General features: G+C 66.2%; 22 protein-coding genes. 6 read left to right on the top strand and 16 right to left on the bottom strand.

What is annotated here, in order from left to right; genetic code table 11:
* Window positions 1-81: 81 nt before the first annotated feature.
* The 4 genes from ACOABP_RS05425 to ACOABP_RS05440 form a co-directional block, all read right to left on the bottom strand.
* Window positions 82-888: an enoyl-CoA hydratase/isomerase family protein gene (locus ACOABP_RS05425; RefSeq protein ID WP_474227292.1), complete on the bottom strand. Its 807-nt coding sequence runs from the start codon at window positions 886-888 to the stop codon at window positions 82-84.
* The gene (locus tag ACOABP_RS05430; protein ID WP_474227293.1) at window positions 888-1895 is read right to left on the bottom strand and encodes a Bug family tripartite tricarboxylate transporter substrate binding protein; all 1008 of its coding nucleotides are present in this window, start codon (window positions 1893-1895) and stop codon (window positions 888-890) included. The genes ACOABP_RS05425 and ACOABP_RS05430 overlap by 1 nt, the downstream gene beginning before the upstream one ends.
* Window positions 1896-2001: 106 nt before the next feature.
* The gene (locus ACOABP_RS05435; RefSeq protein ID WP_474227294.1) at window positions 2002-3441 is read right to left on the bottom strand and encodes a malonyl-CoA decarboxylase domain-containing protein; all 1440 of its coding nucleotides are present in this window, start codon (window positions 3439-3441) and stop codon (window positions 2002-2004) included.
* Window positions 3442-3494: 53 nt separating this feature from the next.
* Window positions 3495-4217, bottom strand: a complete 723-nt coding sequence (locus ACOABP_RS05440) for a GntR family transcriptional regulator (RefSeq protein WP_474227295.1) — start codon at window positions 4215-4217, stop codon at window positions 3495-3497.
* A 784-nt stretch (window positions 4218-5001) separates the two neighbouring features.
* On the opposite strand from ACOABP_RS05440, the gene ACOABP_RS05445 reads away from it, so the two are divergent.
* Entirely contained in the window at window positions 5002-6087 is a 1086-nt protein-coding gene (locus ACOABP_RS05445) for a YjgN family protein (protein ID WP_474227296.1), read from the top strand.
* Window positions 6088-6105: 18 nt separating this feature from the next.
* On the top strand, window positions 6106-7137 hold the full coding sequence (locus ACOABP_RS05450; protein ID WP_474227297.1) for a M48 family metallopeptidase: 1032 nt from the start codon (window positions 6106-6108) through the stop codon (window positions 7135-7137).
* A 151-nt stretch (window positions 7138-7288) separates the two neighbouring features.
* On the opposite strand, the gene lgt is transcribed toward ACOABP_RS05450, so the two are convergent.
* On the bottom strand, window positions 7289-8107 hold the full coding sequence (gene lgt / locus ACOABP_RS05455) for a prolipoprotein diacylglyceryl transferase (RefSeq protein WP_474227298.1): 819 nt from the start codon (window positions 8105-8107) through the stop codon (window positions 7289-7291).
* 57 nt (window positions 8108-8164) lie between these two features.
* Window positions 8165-9109 (bottom strand): LysR family transcriptional regulator, encoded by a 945-nt coding sequence (locus ACOABP_RS05460; protein ID WP_474227299.1) that lies wholly within the window; start codon window positions 9107-9109, stop codon window positions 8165-8167.
* A gap of 162 nt (window positions 9110-9271) precedes the next feature.
* Here ACOABP_RS05460 and ilvD point away from each other — a divergent pair, with 162 nt between their 5' ends.
* Complete coding sequence (gene ilvD / locus ACOABP_RS05465) at window positions 9272-10945, top strand: dihydroxy-acid dehydratase (protein WP_474227300.1); 1674 nt, start codon at window positions 9272-9274, stop codon at window positions 10943-10945.
* 72 nt (window positions 10946-11017) lie between these two features.
* Here the strand turns inward: ilvD and ACOABP_RS05470 are convergent, their stop codons facing one another.
* From ACOABP_RS05470 to ACOABP_RS05480, 3 genes are read right to left on the bottom strand one after another with little or no spacing between them, the layout of a single operon-like run.
* Window positions 11018-11542: a hypothetical protein gene (locus tag ACOABP_RS05470; protein ID WP_474227301.1), complete on the bottom strand. Its 525-nt coding sequence runs from the start codon at window positions 11540-11542 to the stop codon at window positions 11018-11020.
* On the bottom strand, window positions 11539-11973 hold the full coding sequence (locus ACOABP_RS05475) for a DNA polymerase III subunit chi (RefSeq protein WP_474227302.1): 435 nt from the start codon (window positions 11971-11973) through the stop codon (window positions 11539-11541). Before ACOABP_RS05475 ends, ACOABP_RS05470 begins: the two co-directional genes overlap by 4 nt.
* A 24-nt stretch (window positions 11974-11997) precedes the next feature.
* A complete protein-coding gene (locus tag ACOABP_RS05480) occupies window positions 11998-13530 on the bottom strand; it encodes a leucyl aminopeptidase (protein WP_474227303.1) in 1533 nt (510 codons plus the stop codon).
* 165 nt (window positions 13531-13695) lie between these two features.
* On the opposite strand from ACOABP_RS05480, the gene lptF reads away from it, so the two are divergent.
* The 3 genes from lptF to ACOABP_RS05495 are packed head-to-tail and all read left to right on the top strand — an operon-like array spanning window position 13696 to window position 16423.
* On the top strand, window positions 13696-14844 hold the full coding sequence (gene lptF, locus ACOABP_RS05485; protein WP_474227304.1) for an LPS export ABC transporter permease LptF: 1149 nt from the start codon (window positions 13696-13698) through the stop codon (window positions 14842-14844).
* Entirely contained in the window at window positions 14841-16010 is a 1170-nt protein-coding gene (lptG, locus tag ACOABP_RS05490; RefSeq protein ID WP_474227305.1) for an LPS export ABC transporter permease LptG, read from the top strand. Before lptF ends, lptG begins: the two co-directional genes overlap by 4 nt.
* Before the next feature lie 2 nt (window positions 16011-16012).
* Window positions 16013-16423, top strand: a complete 411-nt coding sequence (locus ACOABP_RS05495) for a sirohydrochlorin chelatase (RefSeq protein WP_474227306.1) — start codon at window positions 16013-16015, stop codon at window positions 16421-16423.
* 65 nt (window positions 16424-16488) lie between these two features.
* Here the strand turns inward: ACOABP_RS05495 and cobA are convergent, their stop codons facing one another.
* Genes cobA through ACOABP_RS05530 form a run of 7 tightly spaced genes read right to left on the bottom strand, consistent with a single transcriptional unit; the run spans window position 16489 to window position 23530 of the window.
* The gene (gene cobA, locus ACOABP_RS05500) at window positions 16489-17265 is read right to left on the bottom strand and encodes a uroporphyrinogen-III C-methyltransferase (RefSeq protein WP_474227307.1); all 777 of its coding nucleotides are present in this window, start codon (window positions 17263-17265) and stop codon (window positions 16489-16491) included.
* A gap of 39 nt (window positions 17266-17304) precedes the next feature.
* A complete protein-coding gene (locus ACOABP_RS05505) occupies window positions 17305-18609 on the bottom strand; it encodes a sulfate adenylyltransferase subunit 1 (RefSeq protein ID WP_474227308.1) in 1305 nt (434 codons plus the stop codon).
* A gap of 25 nt (window positions 18610-18634) precedes the next feature.
* On the bottom strand, window positions 18635-19606 hold the full coding sequence (cysD, locus tag ACOABP_RS05510; protein WP_474227309.1) for a sulfate adenylyltransferase subunit CysD: 972 nt from the start codon (window positions 19604-19606) through the stop codon (window positions 18635-18637).
* A gap of 26 nt (window positions 19607-19632) precedes the next feature.
* Window positions 19633-20439 carry a phosphoadenylyl-sulfate reductase gene (locus ACOABP_RS05515; protein WP_474227310.1) on the bottom strand — a complete coding sequence of 269 codons (807 nt, stop codon included), beginning with the start codon at window positions 20437-20439 and terminating at the stop codon, window positions 19633-19635.
* Window positions 20436-21023, bottom strand: coding sequence for a DUF934 domain-containing protein (locus ACOABP_RS05520; protein ID WP_474227311.1), 588 nt, complete (start codon window positions 21021-21023; stop codon window positions 20436-20438). The genes ACOABP_RS05515 and ACOABP_RS05520 overlap by 4 nt, the downstream gene beginning before the upstream one ends.
* Window positions 21024-21042: 19 nt before the next feature.
* Entirely contained in the window at window positions 21043-22725 is a 1683-nt protein-coding gene (locus tag ACOABP_RS05525; RefSeq protein ID WP_474227312.1) for a nitrite/sulfite reductase, read from the bottom strand.
* Window positions 22726-22756: 31 nt separating this feature from the next.
* A complete protein-coding gene (locus ACOABP_RS05530; protein ID WP_066732011.1) occupies window positions 22757-23530 on the bottom strand; it encodes a sulfite exporter TauE/SafE family protein in 774 nt (257 codons plus the stop codon).

Genomic DNA, 23530 nt, shown 5'->3' on the forward strand with positions numbered 1-23530 from the left:
AGAGCAAAAGGGAATGGCATGCCCGGGGATGGCAGGCGTTGCGCCAGGGCAGCCGGCCATGATAGCCGGCCGGCCGACATATTACTCCCCGGTGAAATCCGGAGGCCGGTGCGCCAGGAAGGCGGCCACGCCTTCGGCATGGTCGCGGCTGCCGGCGTAGGCAAAGTGGGCGTCCAGCTCCGCCGCGGTCAGCGGCGCCGGCACCGGCGACAGGCGGCGGATGGTCGCCTTGTTGATGCGCGCCGCCAGCGGTGCCCCCGCGCACAGGCGCTGCACCGTGGCCGCCACCTCGTCGTGCAGGGCCGCCTCGGGCACCACGCGCGTCAGCAAGCCCTTGGCGGCCGCCTCGGCAGCGTCGAAGACGCGGCCTTCCAGCAGGATTTCCAGCGTCACGGCGCGCCCTGCCAGGGCCAGCAGCCCCTGCAGTTCGCCAGGCGCCATCGGAAACCCCAACCGGTTGATCGGCACGCCGAAGCGGCTGCCAGCCGCAGCGACGCGCAGGTCACAGTTGCACGCGATTTCCAGCCCGCCGCCCACACAGACGCCTTGGATGGCCGCCAGCGTCGGCAATGGGCATTCGGCGATGGCGCGCAGCGCTGGTGCGATGATTTCCGTGTGGTAGCGGCGCACCGCGGCTTCGTCGCCCCGCACCACTGGAAATTCTGCGATGTCGGCGCCGGCGGCGAAGTTGCCGTCGGCACCACGCACCACCACGCAGCGCGGTGGACGGGCGGCCGGATCGGCGGCCGCCACCTCGGCGGCCAGCGCGGCAAACCCCGTGGCCAGCGCCTGCCACATGCCCGCCGAAATGGCGTTGAGCTTGCCCGGGTGCGACAGCGTGACCGTCGCCACCAGGCCTTCGCGTGCGAACGTGACCGTGCCGCCCATCAGTCGATCTTCGCGCCCGAGCGCTGCACCACCTCGGCCCAGCGTTTGATCTCGGCGTGCTGGAACTGCGCGAACTGCTCCTGCGTGAACTGCGGGATCTCAGAGCCGTTCTGCAACCAGATCGCCTTCATCTCGGGGCTGTTCAGCGCCTTGGTGGTCTCGGCATAGAGCTTGTCGACGATGTCCTTGGGCGTGCCCTTGGGCGCCCACAGCGCGTACCAGGTAGATACTTCATAGTTCGGAACACCGGCCTCGGCGGCGGTCGGCACGTTCGGGAACGCCGCCGAACGCGTCTTCGACGCCACGGCCAGGGCCTTGATGCGGCCGGCGCGAATATGTTGCGCCGATGAGCCAAGACCGTCGAACATCAGGTCGACCTGGCCCGCGATCAGGTCGGACAGCGCCGGGCCGGCGCCCTTGTAGGGCACGTGCGCGATCTCGGTCTGCGTCTGCAGCTTGAACAGCTCGCCGGCCAGATGGTGGGCCGAGCCATTGCCTGCCGATGCATAGTTGAGCTGTCCCGGGTGCGCCTTGGCATAGGCAATCAGGTCCTTCACCGAATTGGCCTGCACCTTCGACGGATTCACCACGATCACCTGCGGCGGCTGGGCGATCACCGTGATCGGTACGAAATCCTTCTCGATGTCGTAGTCGAGCTTCCTGTAGAACGACGGCGCGATGGCGTGGTGCGCACCGCCGATGAAGACCGTGTAGCCGTCCGGCGCGGCCTTGGCCGCCAGGCTGGCGCCCACCGTGCCGCCGGCACCGCCGCGGTTGTCGATCACGAACTGCTTGCCCAGCTGCTTCGAAAGCTGCGCGGTCAACGGACGCGCGAACGCGTCGGTGCCACCGCCGGCCGGGAACGGCACGATCACGGTGACGGGCTTGTTCGGCCACGGATCCGCGGCCTGCGCGGCCGGCGCATAAAGGCTCACCCCGGCACCGGCCACCATGCCGGCGATTGCAAAGACGCGTGCGAACGCGGTCAGTTTGCGCTGACGACTCATGTACTGTCTCCTCTCTCTATTTACTGCGTGGAAAGTCAATCGAAGTACTGCCTACTGCTACCCACCCGACAAGAAACCTGCCTGGCGTCCGCGCCCGACCCGAGGGCTACAGCAGCTTGGCCACCGCGCGGCTGACGCGGGGGTTGCCATCGCCAAGGCGAGCCAGATTGTCATCCAGCGCCTCGGGCACGTAAAGATAATTCACCATCACCCCGCACGACTGGGCGCGGCCTTTTCGCGACAGGTCGGCGCCCCAGTTCACGCGCTCGACACATGCACCGTTACCAAGGTGAAAGCGCGCCACCGGATCGGCCGGCACGCCCTTGTCGCCTTCGCGCACCAGGTAGTGCGCCACCAGCGCCAGCGCCGTGTCGCGGATCACCGGGTCCTGCGCGTCGGCGGGCAGTGCGCCCAACCATGCGGCGCCGTCGGCCGGCGCATCGCCATGCCGTTCGCGCCAGCGCGACAGCCGCTTGTCACCCAGGATGCGTGCAACCGACTCGCCATCCTGCTTGCGCAGCCAGTCGGCAAAACCGGGAATCGGCGACAGCGTGGCGAACTGCTTGAGCTTGGGGAATTCGCGCTGCAGTTCCTCGATCACGCGCTTGAGCAGGAAATTGCCGAAGCTGACGCCGCGCAGGCCTGCCTGCGTGTTCGAGATCGAATAGAAGATGGCCCATTTCACGCGGCGCAGGTCTTCCAGCGGCGCGGCCTCGTCCAGCAGCGCCTGCACGTTGGCGGCCATCTCGGGCACGAACGCCACTTCCACGAAGATCAGCGGCTCGCGCGGAATGCGCGGATGGAAGAACGCATAGCAGCGGCGGTCGGAATCGAGCCGGTTGCGCAGGTCGTTCCACGACGAGATTTCATGAACGGCCTCGTAGCGGATCAGCTTTTCGAGCAGCGACGCCGGCGAATCCCAGGTAATCGGTTGCAGTTCAAGCAGGCCCACGTCGAACCAGTTCGAGAACAACGCCTCGAGGTCTTCGTCCAGCGCGCGCAGGCCGGGAATGCGCTTCTGCCAGCGCAGCATGTCCGAACGCAACTGGATCAGGAAATGCAGGCCGCACGCGCTGTCGCCACGTTTGCCATGATGGGCGGCAAAGCGCTTGAAGAAGCGAATGCGCGCGTTGGACAGCGCCTGCGACAGCCCCGATGCCGCACCGGCGGCGCCCGCCGATCCGCCGCCTGCGCCACCACCCGGCGCATCGCGCCCGGCCGCCACATCGGCCAGCACACCCAGCATGGCCTGGCGCAGCGGCTCGGCCGCTGCCTGGTATTCGTCCTGCCAGGCCAGTGCCGCGGCGTTGGCGGCACCGTCGGTCAGCCGGGCCTCGAAGCACTGGCGCAGCTGCTCGCGCTGGCGCTTGATCGCGCGCGTGGAAAGCGTCTGCTGCGCAGCGTCCGCCGTGGCAGCCTTGGGCGCGTCGTCGCCCTTGCGGTTCCACCATCGGCCAAAGCGCGAGAACAGCGAGTCGCCGGCAGGCTCGCTGGCATCGAGCGGGGCGCTGACTTTCTGTTGGTCTGCGGGATCGAGGGCAGTCATGGTCGTGTCCTGCGAGGTCGGTGGAAAATGGGGTGGCGCGGATCGATCGGGCGTCAGCCTTGTCCGGCCAGGCGCAGATGGCCGGCGGCCGGGGCGGCGCCCGGCCCGGCACCTTCCGCGGCCTCGTGCTCGGCCGCATCGAGCATGCGCAATGCGCCGCGCTGGCGCAGCACATGGGTCTTCATCAAGGCCTCGGCCCCTTCGGGGTCATGGGCCTTCAACGCCGAGAACACCGACAGGTGTTCGGCACACGACTCGTGGATGCGCCCGGGCAGCCGCAGGCTCTTGTGGCGCGACAATCGCAGCACCTTGCGCAGGTCGCTGACCACGCCGGAGAGCCAGCGGTTGCCTGCCAGCCGCTGGATTGCTTCATGGATCTGGTAGTTGGTCTCGTAGTAGGCATCGATATCGCCGGCCTGCGCATAGCGCGCCAGGTCCGCATGCAGGCCTTCGAGCGCGTCGAGGTCGGCCTGCGTGACGTTATGCGCGGCCTCGTAGGCGCAGCGCCCTTCCAGCAGCGCCATCAACGGGAAGATGTCGTCCAGGTCCTGCTCGGTCAGCGCGTTGACAAAGCAGCCGCGCCGCGGCTCCAGCCGCACCAGCCCTTCGGCGGCCAGCACCTTCAGCGCCTCGCGCAACGGCGTGCGCGACGTCCCCAGCGAGGCCGCCAGCGCCACCTCGTCGATCCACGCACCGGGCATCAGCGTGCGGTCGTCGATCATCGCGCGCAGCCGGTCTGCCACCTCCAGGTACAGCGCCTGCCTGACGATACGCATCGTGCCTCCTGCCTGCCTTGGATATGGGGAGAAAACCACCACGGGACCTGCGCGCCGATGCGGCCTCGCGAGAGGCGATTAAGCCGCAATAATTCATAATTATGGATTGCGCCGGACGCTGCAAGCGCTTTCGATGCTGCAAGGCAGCAAGCGTGGCGGATCGGAAACTCAGGGAAATCGAGAGGTGCGGCGGGCAATCCTCCTGCCTCCCTGCAGGAAGATTGCCCGCGCATGAAAGAACCGCTGTGGTCTTCTGCTTGGGCGCCGGGCGAGATGTGCCGGACGCTTGCGGGTCAGATTCATTTGCTGGCGCTGGCCCCGCGCCTGCCCCGTTGAAGCACTCGTCATGGAGTGCGGATTTTCCCGTGCCTTTTCCCGTTCGGCTTTTTAGTCGTTGCCACGGTGCCGGCGCATCGTCGTGCGCACCCTCCCCTCTGGCGCCGTGTTGGGCAGTGCGTTTGCCTGCCCCGACCGATCTTGTAACAGGCTTAATAGCGAGGACCGTGCCATCGCACCTAAGTCATTGATTTCATTGACGCGGACGAAACACAACTTGTGACAGTCGCCCGAGCATGTAACAGGATGTTTCTTTGTCGTTACGACCTCAGTTACCCTCCGCGTTGTATCTGACGCGATTCATATGGTCTTTTGTGACCGCAGCGATACGCTGCAGTGCGAAAATGTGTTGCCTGACGCACGAATGTCGCGTGCCAACTGGTTGCAAACCTGAAACAAGCGCTGGCCGGGAAAAAAGCGCCCCGTAACAACTGGAGAGGTCGAATAGATGAACTGGGAAGATCAAGCCGGGCTGCCGGACAGCCCCGTCGCACCGGATCGCGCACCGGACAGCCATGTGCCGCGCAACCTGAAGTTCGTATTTACCGGGTCGGGGTCCGAGTACTTCCGGATCTGGATCGTCAACACGCTGCTGACCATCGTCACGCTGGGCATCTATTCGGCCTGGGCCAAGGTGCGCACGCAGCAGTACTTCTATCGCAGTACACAGCTCGACGGCGCCGCCTTCGACTACCACGGCAACGCGAAAGCAATCCTCAAGGGACGTGGCATCGTCTTCGGCCTGTTCGCGGTGTATCAGCTGGTGCTGGAGCTTTCGCCAGCACTGGGCGCAGTGCTGGCGCTGGCGCTGGCCGTCGTGTTCCCGTTGCTGCTGGTGCGGTCGCTGCGCTTCCGGATGGCCAATTCCAGCTACCGTGGCCTGCGCTTCGCATTCACCGGCACCGACCGCGACGGTTACACGGTCTTCCTGCTGTGGCCGCTGCTGACAGGCCTGACGCTGTGGCTGCTGGGGCCGATGGCGCACCAGCGCCTCAAGCGCTACCAGCACAACAACACGCGCTTTGGCACCGCGCAATTCGCCTTTGACGGCACGGCAGGCGATTTCTACCGTGTCTATCTGGTAACCGCCGGCGTGGTGCTGCTGTTCCTGGTGGCCGGCGGCCTCGCCGGTGGCGCGATGGCAGCGGCGGCTGGCGGCAAGGCGGCGGTCGTATTCGTCGTCATCTTGATGGCGCTGGCGATGTATGCGGGCTTCCTGCTGATCGGCCCGTTCTTCCAGGCCAAGCTGCAGAACGCGGTGTGGAACCACACCACGCTGGCGCCGCATCACTTCCGTAGCGAAGTCAAGGCACGCACGCTGTTCCTGATCTCGGTCACGAACCTGATTCTCACGGCGCTGACGCTGGGGCTGTTCTACCCGTTCGCGCGCGTGCGCTCGGTACGCTACCGCGTCGAATCGATGACGATGGTGGCCGTGGGCCAGCTCGATGCCTTCGTGGTTGGCGAAAAGCAGCACGTGGGTGCGCTGGGCGATGCCGCGGCCGACTGGTACGACATCGACATCGCGCTGTAAGCGGAGGAGCGGGTCACCATGATTGCCGCGCAATACTTCGATGGCCGCACGTCGCGCGCGCATCCGGTCGTGCTGCAGGTCCGGGACGGCCACGCCGTGCTGCAGGATGCCGGCGGCGACGAACTGCGCCGCGCGCCGCTGGCGTCGTTGCGCGTCTCCGAGCGCATCCGGCGCGGCCCGCGCCTGGTGACGTTCGACGACGGCGCCTACTGCGAAATCACCGACCACGCCGGCTTTGACGCGATGCTGGCGGCCACCGGCCATCGCGAAGGCTGGGTGTCGCGCGCGCAGAACAGCTGGCGCCTGGTGGGTGCGTCGATGCTGGGCCTGGTGCTGTTCGTGGCGGTCTCGTATTTCTACCTGCTGCCCTGGACTGCGGTTCTGGTTGCACGCACGATACCGGCTTCGCTCGAAGCCCAGCTGGGCCGCACCACGCTCGACAGCCTGGACCGCGGCATCGTCAAGCCGAGCACGCTGCCGGCGGCCGAACAGCAACGCATCCGCGACAATTTCGCGGCGCTGCGCCGTCCCGCCGATCCCGGCCACGACTACCAGATCCTGTTCCGCTATGGTGGCGGCATCGGCGCCAACGCGCTGGCGCTGCCCGGCGGCACCATCGTCGTGACAGACGAACTGGTGAAGCTGCTTGGCACGGGTCCGGCAATGATGGGCGTGCTGGCGCACGAGGCTGGCCACGTCACGCAACGCCACGGGCTGCAGCAGGTGTTCCAGGCGTCGGCGGTGGGCGCGTTGACCGCGTACGTGCTGGGCGACGTGTCTTCGCTGCTCGCCACGGTGCCCACGGCGATGCTGGCCATGCGCTACTCGCGCGATCACGAGCGCGAGGCCGATGCGTTTGCCGTGGAGGTATTGCGCGAGAACCGCCTGCCGCCGGCCGCGCTGGCCGACGCACTACAGCTGCTGGAAGACGCCCACGGCGCCCGCCGCAAGCAATCCGGGCGGGCCGACCGGGACGATGAGGAGGATGGATTCTTCTCGACCCACCCGATGACCAGAGAGCGGATCGATGCGATCCGGAATGCGCAGTAATACGCGATTTTCCTGCTCCCCTCGCCCATGAAATGGGAGAGGGATCGGGGGAGAGGGCATTGCGGCACTGCTTGCCAGTGATCGCAAGTTGAACCGCCGCGCCCTCCCGCCCGTGCGCGGGTGAGGGGGCGCAACCGGCGGTCAGTCCCGGTTACCGCGCCGCCCCTGCCGCCGCGCCGTTGGCCTGGCGGCGATACGCCCACACCACCAGCGCCACGCCAATCAGGATCATCGGCAGGCTCAGCCACTGGCCCATCGACAGCCTCAGCGCCAGCAGGCCCAGGAAGCTGTCGGGCTCGCGCGTGAACTCGGCCAGGAAGCGGAACGCGCCATAGCCGATCAGGAACACGCCCGATACCGCGCCCATCGGCCGAGGCTTGCGCGAAAACAGCCACAGGATGATGAACAGCGCCACGCCTTCGCCGGCAAACTGGTACAGCTGCGACGGATGGCGCGGAATGTTGTCGCCGGCCTGCGGGAAGATCATGCCCCACGGCAGGTCGGTCGGACGGCCCCAGAGTTCGCCGTTGATGAAGTTGCCGATACGGCCAGCCGCCAGCCCGCACGGAATCAGCGGCGCGATGAAGTCGGTCACTTCCATCCAGTGGCGGCGCCGTACCTTCGCAAACACCCACATCGCCACCAGCACGCCCAGGAACCCGCCATGGAAGGCCATGCCGCCTTCCCAGACCTTGAAGATCTCCAGCGGATGCGTCAGGTAGTAGCTTGGCTTGTAGAACAGCACATAGCCGAGCCGGCCGCCAAGGATCACGCCCAGCACGCCATAGAACAGCATGTCGTCAAGGTCGCGCGACACCCAGCCTCGCGCCGCGATATGGGGCTGTTTGATACGCAGCCGGCCGAACCACAGGAACATGATGAAGCCGGCCAGGTACATCAGTCCGTACCAGCGGATGGCCAGCGGTCCCAGGTGGATGGCAACCGGATCGAATTGCGGATGAACGAGCATGTTGAAAGCGGGAGAGTAGCGGTAAATTTTGGGCGCGCGGCGTGCTGCGCGACGGTTCTAGGTGTTTATGCCATGGTCATGCGTCAGTCCGATGGCGCCGGCCAGCCCGGTGGCGATGTCGATAAACGACCGCAGCACCGGCGCCACCCCGGCCGCGCCCTCGCGCCAGGCCAGGCCGGTCTCGATCTCGGGGCCGGCATCGAGCAACGTCAGGTAGGACACGCCCGTGCGCCGCAGGTTGCGCAGCGACGCCGGCACCAGCGCCACGCCCATGCCGGCCGAAACCAGGCTCACGATCGTCTGCATCTGAATGGCCTCCTGGGCAATCACCGGCGTCAGGCCGTCGCGCGCATAGTAGCCCGTAATGATGTCATAAAACGCTGGCGCACTTCGGCGCGGGAAGATGACCAGCGGCTCGCGCGCGGCATCGCGCAGCGCCACCGCCTGCGGCACCGAGGTACTTCCGGCGGGCCGCCACCCGTCCGGCACGGCCATTACCAGCGGTTCGCGCACCAGCGGCAAGTACGACAGGCCATGCGGCATCACGGGCAGTTGCGGCCGGATGACCAGCCCGGCATCGATGGTGCCCTCGGCCAGCGCTTCAAGCTGAACGTCGCTGGTGGCCTCGCGCAACTGCAGCTGCACGTCCGGGTGCTGCGCGCGGAAATGCCGCAGCAGGGCGGGCAGGATGCCGTAGTCGGCCGTGCTGACGAAGGCCAGTGCCAGCGATCCCACCTCGCCCCGCGCCAGCCGCTGCGCCAGTCCGGGCAGCGCGCCGGCATCGGCCAGCACGCGCCGCACCTCGGGCAGCCACTGCTGGCCCGCCGGCGTCAGCATCACCGACCGCCGCGTGCGCACGAACAACTGCACGCCAATCTCCTCTTCCAGCGCCTGGATCTGTTGCGACAGCGGCGGCTGGGTCATGGCCAGGCGCCGGGCCGCCCGCCCGAAATGCAGCTCCTCGGCCACGGTGACGAAGTAACGCAACTGGCGCAGATCCAACGGGTGAGCCCTCCGCAACTGATATGTTTTTCGACCTAATAACGGTCGAATAATATATTTGACACGCTAAAACGCCAAGCGCATGCTTTCCGGCACAACACCACAACACGGCTGGCGCACCAATGGCTCGCGCCTGGGCCGGCTTCCCCCCGGAGAGACTTCATGGCTTTCAACAAACGCTCCCAGCACATCACGCAAGGCGTGGCGCGGTCCCCCAACCGCTCGATGTACTACGCGCTCGGCTACAAGAAGGAAGACTTCGACAAGCCGATGGTGGGCATCGCCAATGGGCATTCGACGATTACCCCGTGCAATGCCGGCCTGCAGCGCCTGGCCGATGCCGCCGTGGATGCCGTGCGCGCGTCCGGCGCCAATCCGCAGATCTTCGGCACGCCGACGATCTCGGACGGCATGTCGATGGGCACCGAAGGCATGAAGTACTCGCTGATCTCGCGCGAAGTGATCGCTGACTGTATCGAGACTGCAGCCCAGGGCCAGTGGATGGATGGCGTGGTGGTCATCGGAGGCTGCGACAAGAACATGCCGGGCGGCATGATCGCGCTGGCGCGCACCAACGTGCCGGGCATCTACGTGTACGGCGGCACGATCAAGCCGGGCCACTGGAAGGGCAAGGACCTGACCATCGTGTCGTCGTTCGAGGCCGTGGGCGAGTTCACGGCTGGCCGCATGAGCGAGGAAGACTTCGAGGGGGTGGAAAAGAACGCCTGCCCGAGCACCGGATCGTGCGGGGGCATGTACACGGCCAACACGATGAGTTCGTCGTTCGAGGCACTGGGCATGTCGCTGCTGTACTCGTCGACCATGGCGAACCCGGACCAGGAAAAGGTCGACAGCGCCGCCGAATCGGCCCGTGTGCTGGTGGAGGCCGTCAAGAAGGACATCAAGCCGCGCGACATCATCACGCGCAAGTCGATCGAGAACGCCGTGACGCTGATCATGGCAACGGGCGGGTCCACCAACGCCGTGCTGCACTACCTGGCCATCGCTCACTCGGCCGAGGTGGAATGGACGATCGACGATTTCGAGCGTATCCGCCGCCGCGTGCCGGTGATCTGCAACCTGAAGCCGTCGGGCGACTACGTGGCGACCGACCTGCACCGCGCCGGCGGCATTCCGCAGGTCATGAAGATCCTGCTGAACGCGGGCCTGCTGCATGGCGACTGCCTGACCATCACCGGCCGCACGCTGGCCGAGGAACTGGAGCACGTGCCCGACCAGCCGCGCACCGACCAGGACGTGATCATGCCGCTCGACCGCGCGCTCTACAAGCAAGGGCACCTGGCGATCCTGAAGGGCAACCTGGCCGAGGAAGGCGCGGTAGCCAAGATCACCGGGCTCAAGAACCCGGTCATCACCGGCCCCGCACGCGTGTTCGAGGACGAGCAGAGCGCGATGGAGGCCATCCTGGGCGACCGCATCAAGGCGGGCGATATCCTCGTGCTGCGCTACCTGGGGCCCAAGGGCGGCCCGGGCATGCCGGAAATGCTGGCGCCCACTTCGGCGATTATCGGCAAGGGCCTGGGCGAATCGGTGGGCTTTATCACCGACGGCCGCTTCTCGGGCGGTACCTGGGGCATGGTGGTGGGTCACGTGGCGCCGGAAGCCTATGTCGGCGGCACCATCGCGCTGGTGCAGGAAGGCGATTCGATCACGATCGACGCCCATCAACTGGTGCTGCAACTGAACGTGCCGGACGACGAACTGGCCAAACGGCGTGCCGCCTGGAAGCAGCCGTCGCCGCGCTATACCCGTGGCGTGCTGGCGAAGTTCTTGAAACTGGCGTCGACGGCCAGCAAGGGGGCGGTGACGGACTGAAGTTGAAGTACCGCTGACCTGGTCCCCTCTGCCGCGCGGCGGGAGAGGGGAGAAATCCATCACAGGTTGGCGTCAAACCCCGCCCGGATCCCTTTCGATCTCTTCCAGCGTGGCGTCGAGCCACTCCACGAGCCGGGCCTCCAGCGCCTGCGTCAGTTCGCTGGCCAGTTGCGCGGTCAGCGGGGCCAGGCGTGACTGCAGCGTGGCCTCGGTATGCGCCTCCACCACCTGCGGCCATTCGGTGCGAAAGCGCATCATCACGCGCGTCAGCAGTTCGGTGCGTACGGCGCGCAAGTCATCCTCGCCGGGCAGGAAGGCGGCCGTGTCGACCATCGGCGCCTCGGTGTCGGCTGCGGTGCCGGCCACGGAACCGATGTCGCCGACCGCCGTTACCACGCCCGAATCGGGCATGTCGGCGGTATCGATGACCGTGGCGCCGTGGCGCGTGGTCGGCTGCGGGTAATCCAGCGGCTGACCCAGCGGCTGGGTTGGGGCATCGAATGCCGCGTCTGGCAGTTCGACGATTTCGGTCAGCAACGGCACGCTGTCATTGGGGCCCAACCGCGGAATCACCCGCGATGTCGTGCGTTCGCTCATGCCGATTCTCCTTTGGCCTGCCCGATGTCATGGTGCGTGAGCGGATACCCGCGCTCACGATAGAAACGATAGCGCTCGCGGCCCGCGTCGCGGGCGTCGGGGGTGGCGCCCACCACCTCGATCAGCCGCTCGAAGCTGGCGAACTGCGCCGGGGCTTCCGGCGCAATGTTCACCAGCAGCTGGTGGTGCGGCACCGATTCCAGCGTGGCCGCCAGGATGATCGGCGTCACCGCCGCATTGGGGCTGTCCAGCCCGCAATGCGGCAGGAAGTCGAGCGGCGAGAACGACCACAGCCGCGCGTCAAGCTGCGCCAGCTGCTGCGGGGCGCCAAACACCACCACCTTCTGCCCTGCCCCATAGGCCTTGCGGACCAGGCGGCAGACGTAGGCCAGCGTATCCGGCACGTTGCTGTGGAAGTCGATGCGCGTCATCCTGTGCTGCCTTCGATTGGCCGGTTACCCGGCACGGTCCATCAGGAACTGCGTCAGCAGCGGCACCGGACGGCCGGTGGCCCCCTTGGCGGCGCCGCTCTTCCAGGCGGTACCGGCGATGTCCAGGTGAGCCCAGTCGTACTTTTCGGTGTAGCGCGCCAGGAAGCACGCCGCCGTGACGCTGCCCGCCGGACGGCCGCCAATGTTCGCCATGTCGGCGAAATTCGACTTGAGCTGGTCCTGGTAGTCGTCGTCCAGCGGCAGGCGCCAGGCGGTGTCCATGGCCTTGCGGCCGGCGTTGAGCAGCTGGTCGGCCAGCATGTCGCTGCGGGCGTACAGGCCGCTGTTCACATGGCCCAGCGCGATGATGCAGGCGCCGGTCAGGGTTGCCACGTCGACCACGGCCGCGGGCTTGAAGCGCTCCACGTAGGTCAGCGCGTCGCACAGGATCAGGCGGCCTTCGGCATCCGTATTCAGGATCTCGATGGTCTGGCCCGACATGCTGACCACCACGTCGCCCGGCTTGGTGGCGTTGCCGGCCGGCATGTTCTCGCAGGTGGGCACCACGGCGATCACGTTCAGCTTCAGGCCCATCTCGGCCACGGCCTGGATCGTGCCCAGCACCGACGCCGCGCCGCACATGTCGTACTTCATCTCGTCCATGCCCTCGCCCGGCTTCAGCGAGATGCCACCGGTGTCGAACGTGATGCCCTTGCCCACCAGCACGACCGGCGCGGCCTTGGCGCTGGCGCCGTCATAGCGCAGCACGATGAACTGCGGCGGCTCCACGCTGCCCTTGGTCACGGCCAGGAAGGCGCCCATGTTCAGCGCCTCGATCTGCTTGCGGCCCAGGATTTCCACCTTGAGCTTGTGCTTCTTGGCGATGCCGCGCGCGGTATTGGCCAGGTAGGTCGGCGTGCAGATGTTCGACGGCAGGTTGCCTAGGTCGCGCGTCAGTTCCATGCCGTTGGCGATGGCCGTGCCGCGCACCACGGCCTGGGTGGCCGTCTTGGCGTCGGCGGCGTCCACGGCCAGCACGATCTTGCGCAGCGTGGGCTTGTCGGCCGTGCCGGCGCCCTTGGTCGGGCGCTTGAGTTCGGGATGGCGCTCCAGCAGGCGGTAGCCGGCCTCGCGCACGATGCTGATCGTCGTGATCACGGCCCAGGCCACGTCGCGCTGCGACGGCACCTGCTGTGCCAGGCACCAGAGCGCCGATGTGGCGCGCGTGCCGCCCAGCGCACGCATGGCCGTGCGCACGGCCTCGGCAAAGGCCTTGTCGGTAAATTCGACTTCCTTGCCCAGCCCCACCAGCAGCACGCGGGCGGCGCCGATGCCAGCCACTTCGTGCAGCATCAGATGGGTGCCGCGCTTGCCTTCGAAGTCGCCCTGCTTGACCAGGCGCGCCACCAGCCCCTTGGTGGCCACGTCCAGCGCCTTGCCTACACCGGCAAGATTCTGGCCCTCGAAAAGGCCCACCACCAGGCAGTCGGTCTTGGTGGCCAGGAAACCATTTTGGCCGGCTTTGCTCAGATCCAGGGCTTTTGTGCTAAATTCCATCGCGCTTCCTTCCAGGGGCTCGTCGAAAAGAAAGCCCCCATTATCCGCGATTTTCATCCGCGATCTGCCACCGCCGATCCTGCAAGCTGACAGCCCGCGGTCCTGCCAGTCTCTCGGCCCCCGGCATATCGCCCGTTCCGGCCGGAAGCCGGAAGCGATTGGTGCATGATTTTTCAACAAGCCCTGCGACGCGAGCTCGCCTACACCGCCGGTGCGGTGTTCCTGGTGATGCTGACGTTCATGCTGACGTCACTCGTGATCCGCATCCTGGGCATGGCCGCCAACGGCAAGGCCAGCCCCAACGACGTGCTGATGCTGATCGGCCTGGCCACCATTGGCTACCTGTCGATCCTGCTGTCGGCCACGCTGTTCATCTCGACGCTGATCGTCCTGACCCGCTGGTACAAGGACTCCGAGATGGTGGTGTGGTTCTCGGCCGGCATCTCGCTGCGCGACCTGGTCAAGCCGGTGCTGCAGTTCGCCACGCCTTTCTTCATCATGGCGCTGCTGCTGGGCACGTTCGCCTGGCCGTGGGCCAACCAGCAGAGCGCACTGTTCCGCGACCGCTTCCAGCAGCGTGGCGTGCTGTCGATGATCGCCTCCGGGCGCTTCATCGAGCCCGCCAACGGCAACTACGTGCTGTTCATCGAAGGCATCGACGCCGACATGAAGCACGCCCGTAACGTTTTTGTTGCAAATTCCGAGGCCGGCAAGATCGGGGTGGCGCTGTCGCACCAGGGCCAGTTCGAGACCCAGCCGAACGGCGACCGGCTGGTGGTCATGGAGCACGGCCGCCGCTACGCCGGCATCCCGGGCCAGCTTAACTATCGGATCATCGAATTCGATAAATATGCCGTCAAGGTTGACAACAAGCCGCCCGAGACCGAAGCCGACCTGCCCGCCAAGAGCCGCGACACGATCGACCTGCTGCGCAATCCCACCCGGGAAAACCTGGGCGAGCTGCTGTGGCGCGTGTCGCTGCCGATCCTGGCCTTCAATTTCGTGATGATCGCCATCCCGCTGGCGTATGTGAACCCGCGTCTGGGCCGCTATACGCCGCTGGTGTTCGCCGTGCTGATCTACCTGACGTACAGCAACCTGATCAACCTGGCCCAGGCCTGGGTGCGCTCGGGATCGCTGTCGTTCTGGGGGGCGCTGGTGCCGATCCACCTCATCGTGTTCCTGTGCGCGCTGATGATGTTCCGATACCGCGCGAACCGCAGCCTGGGCGGCTGGCGGGCGGTGTTCGGCCTGCACCGGCTCAGGAAGCCGGCCAAGGTCGCAAATGGCGCAAGCGGCGGGAGCAAGGCATGAGGATCCTGGCCGTCTATGAGCGCTACTTCGCGCGGCTGATCTATGGCGTCTTCGCGTTCATCCTGTTCGCGGTGCTGGCGCTGTTCATCTTCTTCGACATGCTCAGCGAACTGGAGAGCGTGCAGGGCAACTACACGTCGCTGGTGGCGTTCGTCCACGTCATGCTGCAGGCGCCCACGCGGGTCTACGAGGTGCTGCCGATTGCCGTGCTGATCAGCGCCATCTACGTGTTCTCGCAGCTGGCAAGCCAGTCCGAGTACACGATCTTCCGCGTGGCCGGCCTGAACACGCGCCAGGCGCTGTTCTCGCTGTTCAAGCTCGCCGTGCCGCTGGCGGTGGTGACCTTCATCTTTGGCGAGTTCATCGGCCCGGCGGCCGAGCAGTACGCGCAGAAGATCAAGCTTGAGGCGATTGGCGCCACGGTATCGTCGGGCTTCCGGTCGGGGGTCTGGGTCAAGGACCGCGACCGTGACGCTGCGGGTGGCGGAGAGATCACTCGCTTTGTCAACGTCCAGGGCCTGAAGGCGGACCAGTCGATCACCGGCATCACGATCTACGAGTTCGACAAGGATTACCGCCTGCGCGTGATCCGCGTCGCCAAGGAGGGCCGCTACCAGGGCGGGCAGCAATGGCAGCTCAACGACGTCAACGAGACCCGTTTTGCCGAACTGCGCGATCTGCCAGCAAGCCAGCAGCCGGCCGCCCAGCGCGACGCGCTGGCGCCCGACTTCCGCGCCGAGCAGGCCCTGTTCCCGAACATGGTGATGCACTCCGAACTGACGCCGCAGATCCTCTCGGTGCTGCTGGTGACTCCGGAACGGATGTCGACGCTGGACCTGTTCCGCTATATCCGCCATCTGCGCGACAACAAGCAGGACACGCAGCGCTACGAGATCGCGTTCTGGAAGAAGGTGGTCTATCCGCTGACGCTGTTCGTGATGGTGGCGCTGGCCCTGCCGTTTGCCTACCTGCATGCGCGGGCCGGCGCGGTGGGCGTGAAGGTCTTCGGCGGCATCATGCTGGGCCTGTCGTTCCACCTTGCCAACACACTGTTCTCGCATGTGGGCCTGCTGCATACCTGGCCGCCGATCGTCTCGGCGCTGGTGCCCGGCACGCTCTACCTGACCATTGCGCTGACATCGTTGCGCTGGGTGGACCGGCATTGACGATGACCGCGCCCAGGCAAGCCATCGTCCTGTTTGGCCACGGCGCCCGCGACGCCCGCTGGCGCGAGCCGTTCGACCGGTTGCACGCCAGGCTTTCGGCGCTGCTGCCCGGTTGTGCGGTCCGGCTGGCCTTTCTGGAGTTGATGGCGCCGTCGCTGGCGGACGCCATTGACGAACTGGCCGGCGCTGGCGTCGATACGATGACCGTGGTGCCGGTCTTCTTTGGCCAGGGCGGCCATCTGCGGCGAGACTTCCCGTTGCTGATCGACGAATGCCGGGCAAAGTATCCCGGCGTGCGGATCGAGGCCGCTACCGCAGTGGGCGAGATCGATAGCGTGCTCGATGCCATTGCGGCCTATTGCGCGCAGGCGGTCTCCTCGGGCCCATCGGCCGCGCCCACCGGCAGCCATTGAAGGACAACCCGAATGAAAAAGGCCAGGAATCGCTTCCTGGCCTTTTTGCTATCTACTGCTACCCCTCACGCCGCCCGCTCGTCCTGCGCCTGTTCTTCGACAAGCTCGGTTGCGCGGGTTCCCAACGCCTCGCCAATCATCAGCAGGCTCGGCTGTACCGGATCCATCCAGCGCGCCGCCTCGCCCGCCGCCATCTGGCGCAGCGTGAACTGCCGGCTGCGCTGGTTTGACGTGGTTGCCGCCTCCACCACCCAGGCGGGCGTGGATGCCGGCTTGCCGCGCGCCATCAGCTGCGCGGCAATATTGGCCGCCTGGTCGCGGCCCATGTAATAGACGATGGTGTCGGCCTTGACGTCAGCCTCGACGTCGATTGCATCGGCCGCCTTGGCCTGGGTGGCAAACGCCACGCTGCGCGATACGCCGCGCTTGGTCAGCGGCCGTGCGATGGCGCTGGCCGCCGCCAGGGCAGCGGTAATGCCCGGCACCACTTCATACTCGATGCCAGCCGCTTCCAGCGCCTGCAATTCCTCGTCGGCACGGCCGAACAGCATCGGATCGCCGCCCTTCAGGCGCACCACGCGCTCGTACTTGCTGGCCAGGTCGACGATCTGGCGGTTGATGAACAGCTGCGCGGTCGATCGCTGGCCGCAGCGCTTGCCCACCTCGATCAGCTCGGCCTGGGGACACCAGGCCAGCATCTCGGGCGACACCAGCGCGTCGTGCAACACGACCTGGGCCTCGCCCAACAGCCGTGCGCCACGCACCGTAATGAGGTCGGCCGCACCGGGGCCTGCACCAATCAGGTACACCTTGCCGGTCGACGTTGCCTTCTGCGCGTTCATCTTTGCCACCGTTATCCGATCTGTCCAGCCTGGACGATATCAGGCATACGCACGGATCATGCCCGCCGCCACCGTATGGTTGGTGGCTTCGTCGATCAGCACGAAGGCGCCCGTAGCGGGGTTGTCGCCGTACGTGTCGCAGACGATAGGCTTCTGCAGCGAGAGCTGCACCGACCCGATGTCGTTCAGGTTGATCTCGTGGCGACCGGTCTCGTGCGACAGCGTATGCACGTCCAGCACGCGATCCACCGTCGACACGCGCGCGAACACGCTGGCCGTGGTGTGCTTGAGCACGTACTTGCGCGACGGGTTCAGCGATTCGTCGTCGAACCAGCACAGGTCGGCCGTCAGCTTCCTGGCCGATGCTGCCGAGGCGTCGACGGCCACGAACATGTCACCGCGCGATACATCGACGTCTTCGGCCAGGCGCACGGTCACCGTGTCGCCGGCGTTGGCCGAATCGGCCGAACCATTGGGCGTCAGCACCTCGGCCACCACGGCTTCGCGGTTGGCCGGCAGCACGCGCAGCTTCTGGCCCACGCGCACGGTACCGGCTTCCACGCGGCCGGCGTAGCCACGGAAATCATCGGCGGCAGAGCCGTCCTGGCGCACCACCAGCTGCACCGGGAAACGCAGCGCGGCGTCGCCCTCGGGGGCCACGTCTTCCACCGGCAGGGCTTCCAGCAGCGGCAGCAGCGGCTCGCCCTGGTACCACGGCATGGCGTCGCTGGCGTGCACGATGTTGTCGCCGCGCAGCGCCGACACCGGCACGTACGTCACATCCTTCAGGCCCAGCTGCTCGGCCAGCTCGCCGTAGGCCGCGCGGATTTCGTTGAAGCGCTGTTCGCTGTATTCGACCAGGTCCATCTTGTTCACGGCCACGATCACGTGCTGCAGTTCCAGCAGCTTCAGGATCGCCGAATGGCGCTTGGTCTGGGCCAGCAGTTCGGCACGGCCATTTGTGACCGTGACGCGCGTGGCGTCCACCAGCACGATGGCAGCGTGGGCGGTCGAGGCGCCCGTGACCATGTTGCGCGTGTACTGCTCGTGGCCCGGCGTGTCGGCGATGATGAACTTGCGGCGCGCCGTGGAGAAATAGCGATACGCCACGTCGATCGTGATGCCCTGCTCGCGCTCGGCCTCCAGGCCGTCGGTCAGCAGCGAGAAATCGATCTCCTCGCCGGCAGTGCGCTTGTTCTTGGCGTTGGCCAGCGCGGTCAGCTGGTCGGACAGCACAGCCTTGCTGTCGAACAGCAGGCGGCCGATCAGCGTGCTCTTGCCGTCATCGACGGAACCCGCGGTGATGAAACGCAGCAGGCCTTGGTGTTGGGATTGGTGAGACATTGTCGTATTCCTCTGCTGCGTCGGCTTAGAAGTAGCCTTCCTTCTTGCGGCGCTCCATGGAGGCCTCGCTCGTCTGGTCGTCCATGCGGGTGGCACCGCGCTCGGTGATCTCGGTCACCGCGGTCTCGGCGATGATCTCCACCGGCGATGCGGCAACGCTGGCAACCGGGCAGGTGCAGCTGATATCGCCCACGGTACGGAAGCGGACCGACATCACTTCGCTGACGTCACCATCCTGCTTCGGCGTGATCGGCGTCACCGGCACCAGCAGGCCGTTCTTGCGCACTACTTCGCGCTGGTGCGCGTAGTAGATCGGCGGCAGGGCCAGGTTTTCGCGGGCGATGTACTGCCACACATCCAGCTCGGTCCAGTTCGAGATCGGGAACACGCGCATCTGTTCGCCCTGCGCCATGCGGGCGTTGTACAGGCTCCACAGTTCCGGGCGCTGGGCCTTCGGGTCCCACTGGCCGAACTCGTCGCGGAACGAGAAGATGCGCTCCTTGGCACGGGCCTTCTCTTCGTCGCGGCGGGCGCCGCCCATCAGCGCGTCGAACTGGTGCGCCTCGATGGTTTCCAGCAGCGTCACGGCCTGTGCGGCGTTACGCGAGTCGGTTTCCTTGCGCAGGCGCACGGTGCCGCGCTTGATCGAATCTTCCACATGGCCCACCACCAGGCGCGCGCCCAGTTCGGCCACGCGCTGGTCACGGAACGTGATCACTTCCGGGTAGTTGTGGCCGGTGTCGATATGTACCAGCGGGAACGGCAGCTCCACCTTGCGGTCGCCCAGGCGGAAGGCCTTCAGCGCCAGGTGCAGCATGACGATCGAATCCTTGCCGCCCGAGAACAGCAGCGCCGGGTTGCGGCACTCGGCCACCACCTCGCGGATGATGTAGATCGACTCGGCTTCGAGCCGGTCGAGGTGGTCGTTCTGGACCTGCAGCAGGTGTTCCACGTTGGCGGCCACGCCTGCGTCTGCGATGTCGTTCATGATGCCCATGTCGTTCTGGCCTCTACTAATTCTGTTCAGTGCTTGATGTTCTGTTCGTGGAGCCCGCACTCTTTCGAATCCCGGCTTTCCCACCACCACCGGCCCGCGCGGACGTCCTCGCCGGCCTTCACCGCCCGCGTACACGGCTCGCAGCCAATGCTGGGGTAGCCCTTGGCGTGCAGCGCGTTGACGGGCACGTTGTGGCGCGTCAGGTAGGCCCATACTTCGGCCTCGGTCCAGTCCGCCAGCGGGTTGAACTTGGGAATGCCGCGTGCGTCGTCCACTTCCTCGAACGGCAGCTCGGCGCGCGTCACGGCCTGTTCGCGGCGCTGGCCGGTCATCCAGGCGTCGGCATGCGACAGCGCGCGGTTCAGCGGTTCCACCTTGCGGATGCCGCAGCAGCTCTTGCGCAGGTCCACGCTGTCGTAGAACGCGTTCAGGCCATGGTTGCGCAGGTAGTTGTCCACCGCTTCCTGGTCGGGCGTGAACTGCTCGACCGAGTAGCCGTAGTGGTCCTTCACCTGGTCCAGCACGGCCAGCGTCTCGGCGTGCATGCGGCCCGTGTTCAGCGTGAACACGCGGATGCCGGCGCGCACCGCTTCGCCGCCGCGCAGGATCGCATCGGTCAGCACCATGTCTTCGGCAGCCAGGCTCGTGGCAAAGCGCGCGCGGAAGAAGCGTGCGGCGATGCCCGACAGGCGCTCGGCCAGTTCGCGCTCCTTGGCTTCGAGCGCCTCGACCGAACCCGTGTACTCGGGCTTCGTCCACAGCGCTGGCGGGCGCAGCGACGAGACCGAAGCCGATTCATCGACCACGGGGATTGCGGAAATCACGGAGCTCATGCCGCGCCCCGGGCCGTTGCGTCGGTCACGTCGGCGCGTGCACGGCGGAACAGCGGCAGCGGCTCGTCCACCGATGCCTGGTAGGCCACGGTGAACTCGGTAAAGCCCTTGATCGCGTCCTCGATGTTCTTGTCCGCACGCACGGCGAACGTATCGAAGCCGCAGCGCTTCATGAAATTCAGCTGGTCGCGCAGCACGTCGCCGATGGCGCGCAGCTGGCCGGCCCAGTGGTAGCGGGTGCGCAGCAGGTAGGCCGACGAGAAGCCGCGGCCATCGCGGAACACCGGAAAATCGACGGCGACGACCGACACGCGGTCAAAGAGCGCCTCGACATCGCCCGGCTCGTCTTCCGGCGCCAGCCACACGCCGGTGATGGCCTTGTCGCGGCCAGCCAGCAGTGCCTCATGGGCCTTCCACGCCGACAGCGGGAACAGCACGGCGTCGGTGCCCTTTGCCACGGCGGCAATGCGGGCTTCGTCCAGCGGCTGTTCCTCGGTCGCGCGCAGCACGGTCCAGTTGTCTTCCACGATGACGGGACGGAATTGGCCTGCGTCGTCGCGTTGCAGTTGAATGATCTTTGCCATGTTCAATGTCTCTCGTTCGTCAGGCTTCGGCGCGCTCTTCACGCTGCTTGTCGGCGTACACGCGCTCCTTGAACGGGGCGATGCCGATACGGGCAAACGTTTCGATGAAGCGCTCGTCGCCGGCACGGTTGGTCACGAACGTGTCGATGATGCGGGTCACCACTTCGGGCATTTCCTCGGCGCTGAACGACGGGCCAATCACCTTGCCGATCGCCGAGTCGTTGCCCTGGGCGCCACCCAGCGTGACCTGGTACCACTCCGAGCCGTCCTTGTCGACGCCGAGCACGCCGATGTTGCCCACATGGTGGTGGCCGCAGGCGTTGATGCAGCCGGAGATGTTCAGCGACACTTCGCCCAGGTCATAGACATAGTCGAGGTCGTCGAAGCGTTCCTGGATTCCCAGCGCGATCGGAATCGACTTGGCATTGGCCAGCGAGCAGAAGTCGCCGCCCGGGCAGGCGATGATGTCGGTCAGCAGGCCGATATTGGCCGTTGCCAGACCAGCCTTCCTTGCCTCTTCCCACAGCGCGAACAGGTCGTGCTTCTTCACGTCCGGCAGCACCAGGTTCTGCTCGTGCGCCACGCGCAGTTCGCCAAAGCCGTAGCGGTCGGCGAAGTCGGCCACCGTTTCCATCTGTTCGGCCGTGGCGTCGCCCGGAGGCGACACGGGGCCCGGCTTGGTCGACAGCGTGACCGATGCGTAGCCCGGCACGCGGTGCGCGCGCACGTTGCGGCTGACCCAGCGTGCGAATGCCTTGTTCTCGAGCAGGTGCTTTTCGAACGATGCGTCGGTGTCGGCCAGCTTTTCGTAGGCCGGCGGCGCGAAGTACTGCGCCACGCGGTCGAACTCGGCCTGCGTCAGCGTGCCGGGGCCGTCCTTGCTGAACTTCCACTCTTCTTCCACTTCGGCGGCGAACTTCTCGGCGCCGATGGCCTTCACCAGGATCTTGATGCGGGCCTTGTACTTGTTGTCGCGACGACCATAGCGGTTGTACACGCGGATGGCAGACTCCACGTAGGTCAGCATGTGCTGCCACGGCAGGTCTTCCTTGATGATCGTGCCCAGGATCGGCGTACGGCCCAGGCCGCCACCGGCCAGGATGCGCAGGCGCGTCTCGCCCTCTGCGTTCTTGTACGCATAGATGCCGATGTCGTGCATCTGCACCACGGCGCGGTCATCCTTGGTGGCCGAGATCGCGATCTTGAACTTGCGCGGCAGGAACGCGAATTCGGGCTGGAACGTGCTCCACTGGCGCAGCAGTTCGGCCAGCACGCGCGGGTCTACCGACTCGTCCGGCGCCACGCCGGCAAACTGGTCGGTGGTGATGTTGCGCACGCAGTTGCCCGAGGTCTGGATGCCGTGCATCTCGACGCTGGCCAGGTCCGCCAGCACGTCGGGCACGCGCTCCAGGTCCATCCAGTTGTACTGGATGTTCTGGCGCGTGGAGAAATGGCCATAGCCACGGTCGTACTCGCGGGCGATGTGGCCCAGCATGCGCAGCTGCTTCGAGGCCAGCAGGCCGTACGGAATGGCTACGCGCAGCATGTACGCGTGGCGCTGCATGTACAGGCCGTTCTGCAGGCGCAGCGGCAGGAATTCTTCCTCGGTCAGTTCGTCCGACAGGCGGCGGCGCACCTGGTCGCGGAATTGCGCGACACGTTCCTGGACGATGCGCTGGTCGTATTGATCGTACTGATACATGGTGTGGGTCCGTTCAGTATTCGTTGAATGCTTAGGAAACGAGCTTGATGGCGACGAGGGTCAGCGTCGTCGCCAGTGCGGCGCGCACGAGCCGTTCGGGCAGCGCCCGCGACAGTTGCGCACCGAGCCAGATGCCGGGGATCGAGCCCACCAGCAGCGCCAGCAACAAATTCCAGTCGACGGTGCCAAGCCACACGTGGCCCAGCCCGGCCACGGCCGTGAGCGGCACGGCATAGGCGATATCGGTGCCAGCCACTTCGGCCGGCTTCATGTGGGGATACAGCAGCAGGATCAGCGTGGCGCCAACGGCACCTGCGCCAATCGACGACACGGTGACCAGCACGCCGATCACGGCGCCAACGATTACCGTTGCCACCACCTGCGCGCGGCCTTCCAGCTGGAAGCGCGGGTTGCGTTCCAGCCACGCCAGCATCTGCTTGCGGAACAGCAGCGACAGCACGGTCAGCAGCACCGAGACGCCGATCGTCACGCGGATCGCGTGCAGCCACTGGGCATTGAGTTCGCCGGCGCTCTTGAGCACCAGGATGGCGGCCAGCGCGGCGGGCAGGCTGCCCAGGCACAGGCGGCGCACCACCTGCCACTGCACATGGCCGTGTGCACGATGGGCGATGGTGCCGAAACCCTTGGTAATGGAAGCGAACGCCAGGTCGGTACCGACCGCCGTGGCCGGCGAGAAGCCGAACAGCAGCGTCAGCAGCGGCGTCATGAGCGAACCCCCGCCTACCCCGGTCAGACCGACCAGGAGACCTACCAGCAGACCGGAAACGGTATAGGCAAGGGACAT

Source organism: Cupriavidus sp. HE11 (genome assembly GCF_056097175.1).

Bases quoted from the DNA above. Each gene is read 5' to 3' on its own strand.
- ACOABP_RS05440 (WP_474227295.1), bottom strand. From the start codon at position 4,217: ATGCGTATCGTCAGGCAGGCGCTGTACCTGGAGGTGGCAGACCGGCTG.
- ACOABP_RS05445 (WP_474227296.1), top strand. From the start codon at position 5,002: ATGAACTGGGAAGATCAAGCCGGGCTGCCGGACAGCCCCGTCGCACCG.
- cysD (WP_474227309.1), bottom strand. From the start codon at position 19,606: ATGGGCATCATGAACGACATCGCAGACGCAGGCGTGGCCGCCAACGTG.
- ACOABP_RS05530 (WP_066732011.1), bottom strand. From the start codon at position 23,530: ATGTCCCTTGCCTATACCGTTTCCGGTCTGCTGGTAGGTCTCCTGGTC.
- ACOABP_RS05475 (WP_474227302.1), bottom strand. From the start codon at position 11,973: ATGACGCGCATCGACTTCCACAGCAACGTGCCGGATACGCTGGCCTAC.
- ACOABP_RS05470 (WP_474227301.1), bottom strand. From the start codon at position 11,542: ATGAGCGAACGCACGACATCGCGGGTGATTCCGCGGTTGGGCCCCAAT.
- ACOABP_RS05480 (WP_474227303.1), bottom strand. From the start codon at position 13,530: ATGGAATTTAGCACAAAAGCCCTGGATCTGAGCAAAGCCGGCCAAAAT.
- ACOABP_RS05425 (WP_474227292.1), bottom strand. From the start codon at position 888: ATGGGCGGCACGGTCACGTTCGCACGCGAAGGCCTGGTGGCGACGGTC.
- ACOABP_RS05435 (WP_474227294.1), bottom strand. From the start codon at position 3,441: ATGACTGCCCTCGATCCCGCAGACCAACAGAAAGTCAGCGCCCCGCTC.
- ACOABP_RS05505 (WP_474227308.1), bottom strand. From the start codon at position 18,609: ATGTCTCACCAATCCCAACACCAAGGCCTGCTGCGTTTCATCACCGCG.
- ACOABP_RS05495 (WP_474227306.1), top strand. From the start codon at position 16,013: ATGACCGCGCCCAGGCAAGCCATCGTCCTGTTTGGCCACGGCGCCCGC.
- ACOABP_RS05450 (WP_474227297.1), top strand. From the start codon at position 6,106: ATGATTGCCGCGCAATACTTCGATGGCCGCACGTCGCGCGCGCATCCG.
- ACOABP_RS05430 (WP_474227293.1), bottom strand. From the start codon at position 1,895: ATGAGTCGTCAGCGCAAACTGACCGCGTTCGCACGCGTCTTTGCAATC.
- ACOABP_RS05515 (WP_474227310.1), bottom strand. From the start codon at position 20,439: ATGAGCTCCGTGATTTCCGCAATCCCCGTGGTCGATGAATCGGCTTCG.
- ilvD (WP_474227300.1), top strand. From the start codon at position 9,272: ATGGCTTTCAACAAACGCTCCCAGCACATCACGCAAGGCGTGGCGCGG.
- lgt (WP_474227298.1), bottom strand. From the start codon at position 8,107: ATGCTCGTTCATCCGCAATTCGATCCGGTTGCCATCCACCTGGGACCG.
- ACOABP_RS05520 (WP_474227311.1), bottom strand. From the start codon at position 21,023: ATGGCAAAGATCATTCAACTGCAACGCGACGACGCAGGCCAATTCCGT.
- ACOABP_RS05525 (WP_474227312.1), bottom strand. From the start codon at position 22,725: ATGTATCAGTACGATCAATACGACCAGCGCATCGTCCAGGAACGTGTC.
- cobA (WP_474227307.1), bottom strand. From the start codon at position 17,265: ATGAACGCGCAGAAGGCAACGTCGACCGGCAAGGTGTACCTGATTGGT.
- lptF (WP_474227304.1), top strand. From the start codon at position 13,696: ATGATTTTTCAACAAGCCCTGCGACGCGAGCTCGCCTACACCGCCGGT.
- lptG (WP_474227305.1), top strand. From the start codon at position 14,841: ATGAGGATCCTGGCCGTCTATGAGCGCTACTTCGCGCGGCTGATCTAT.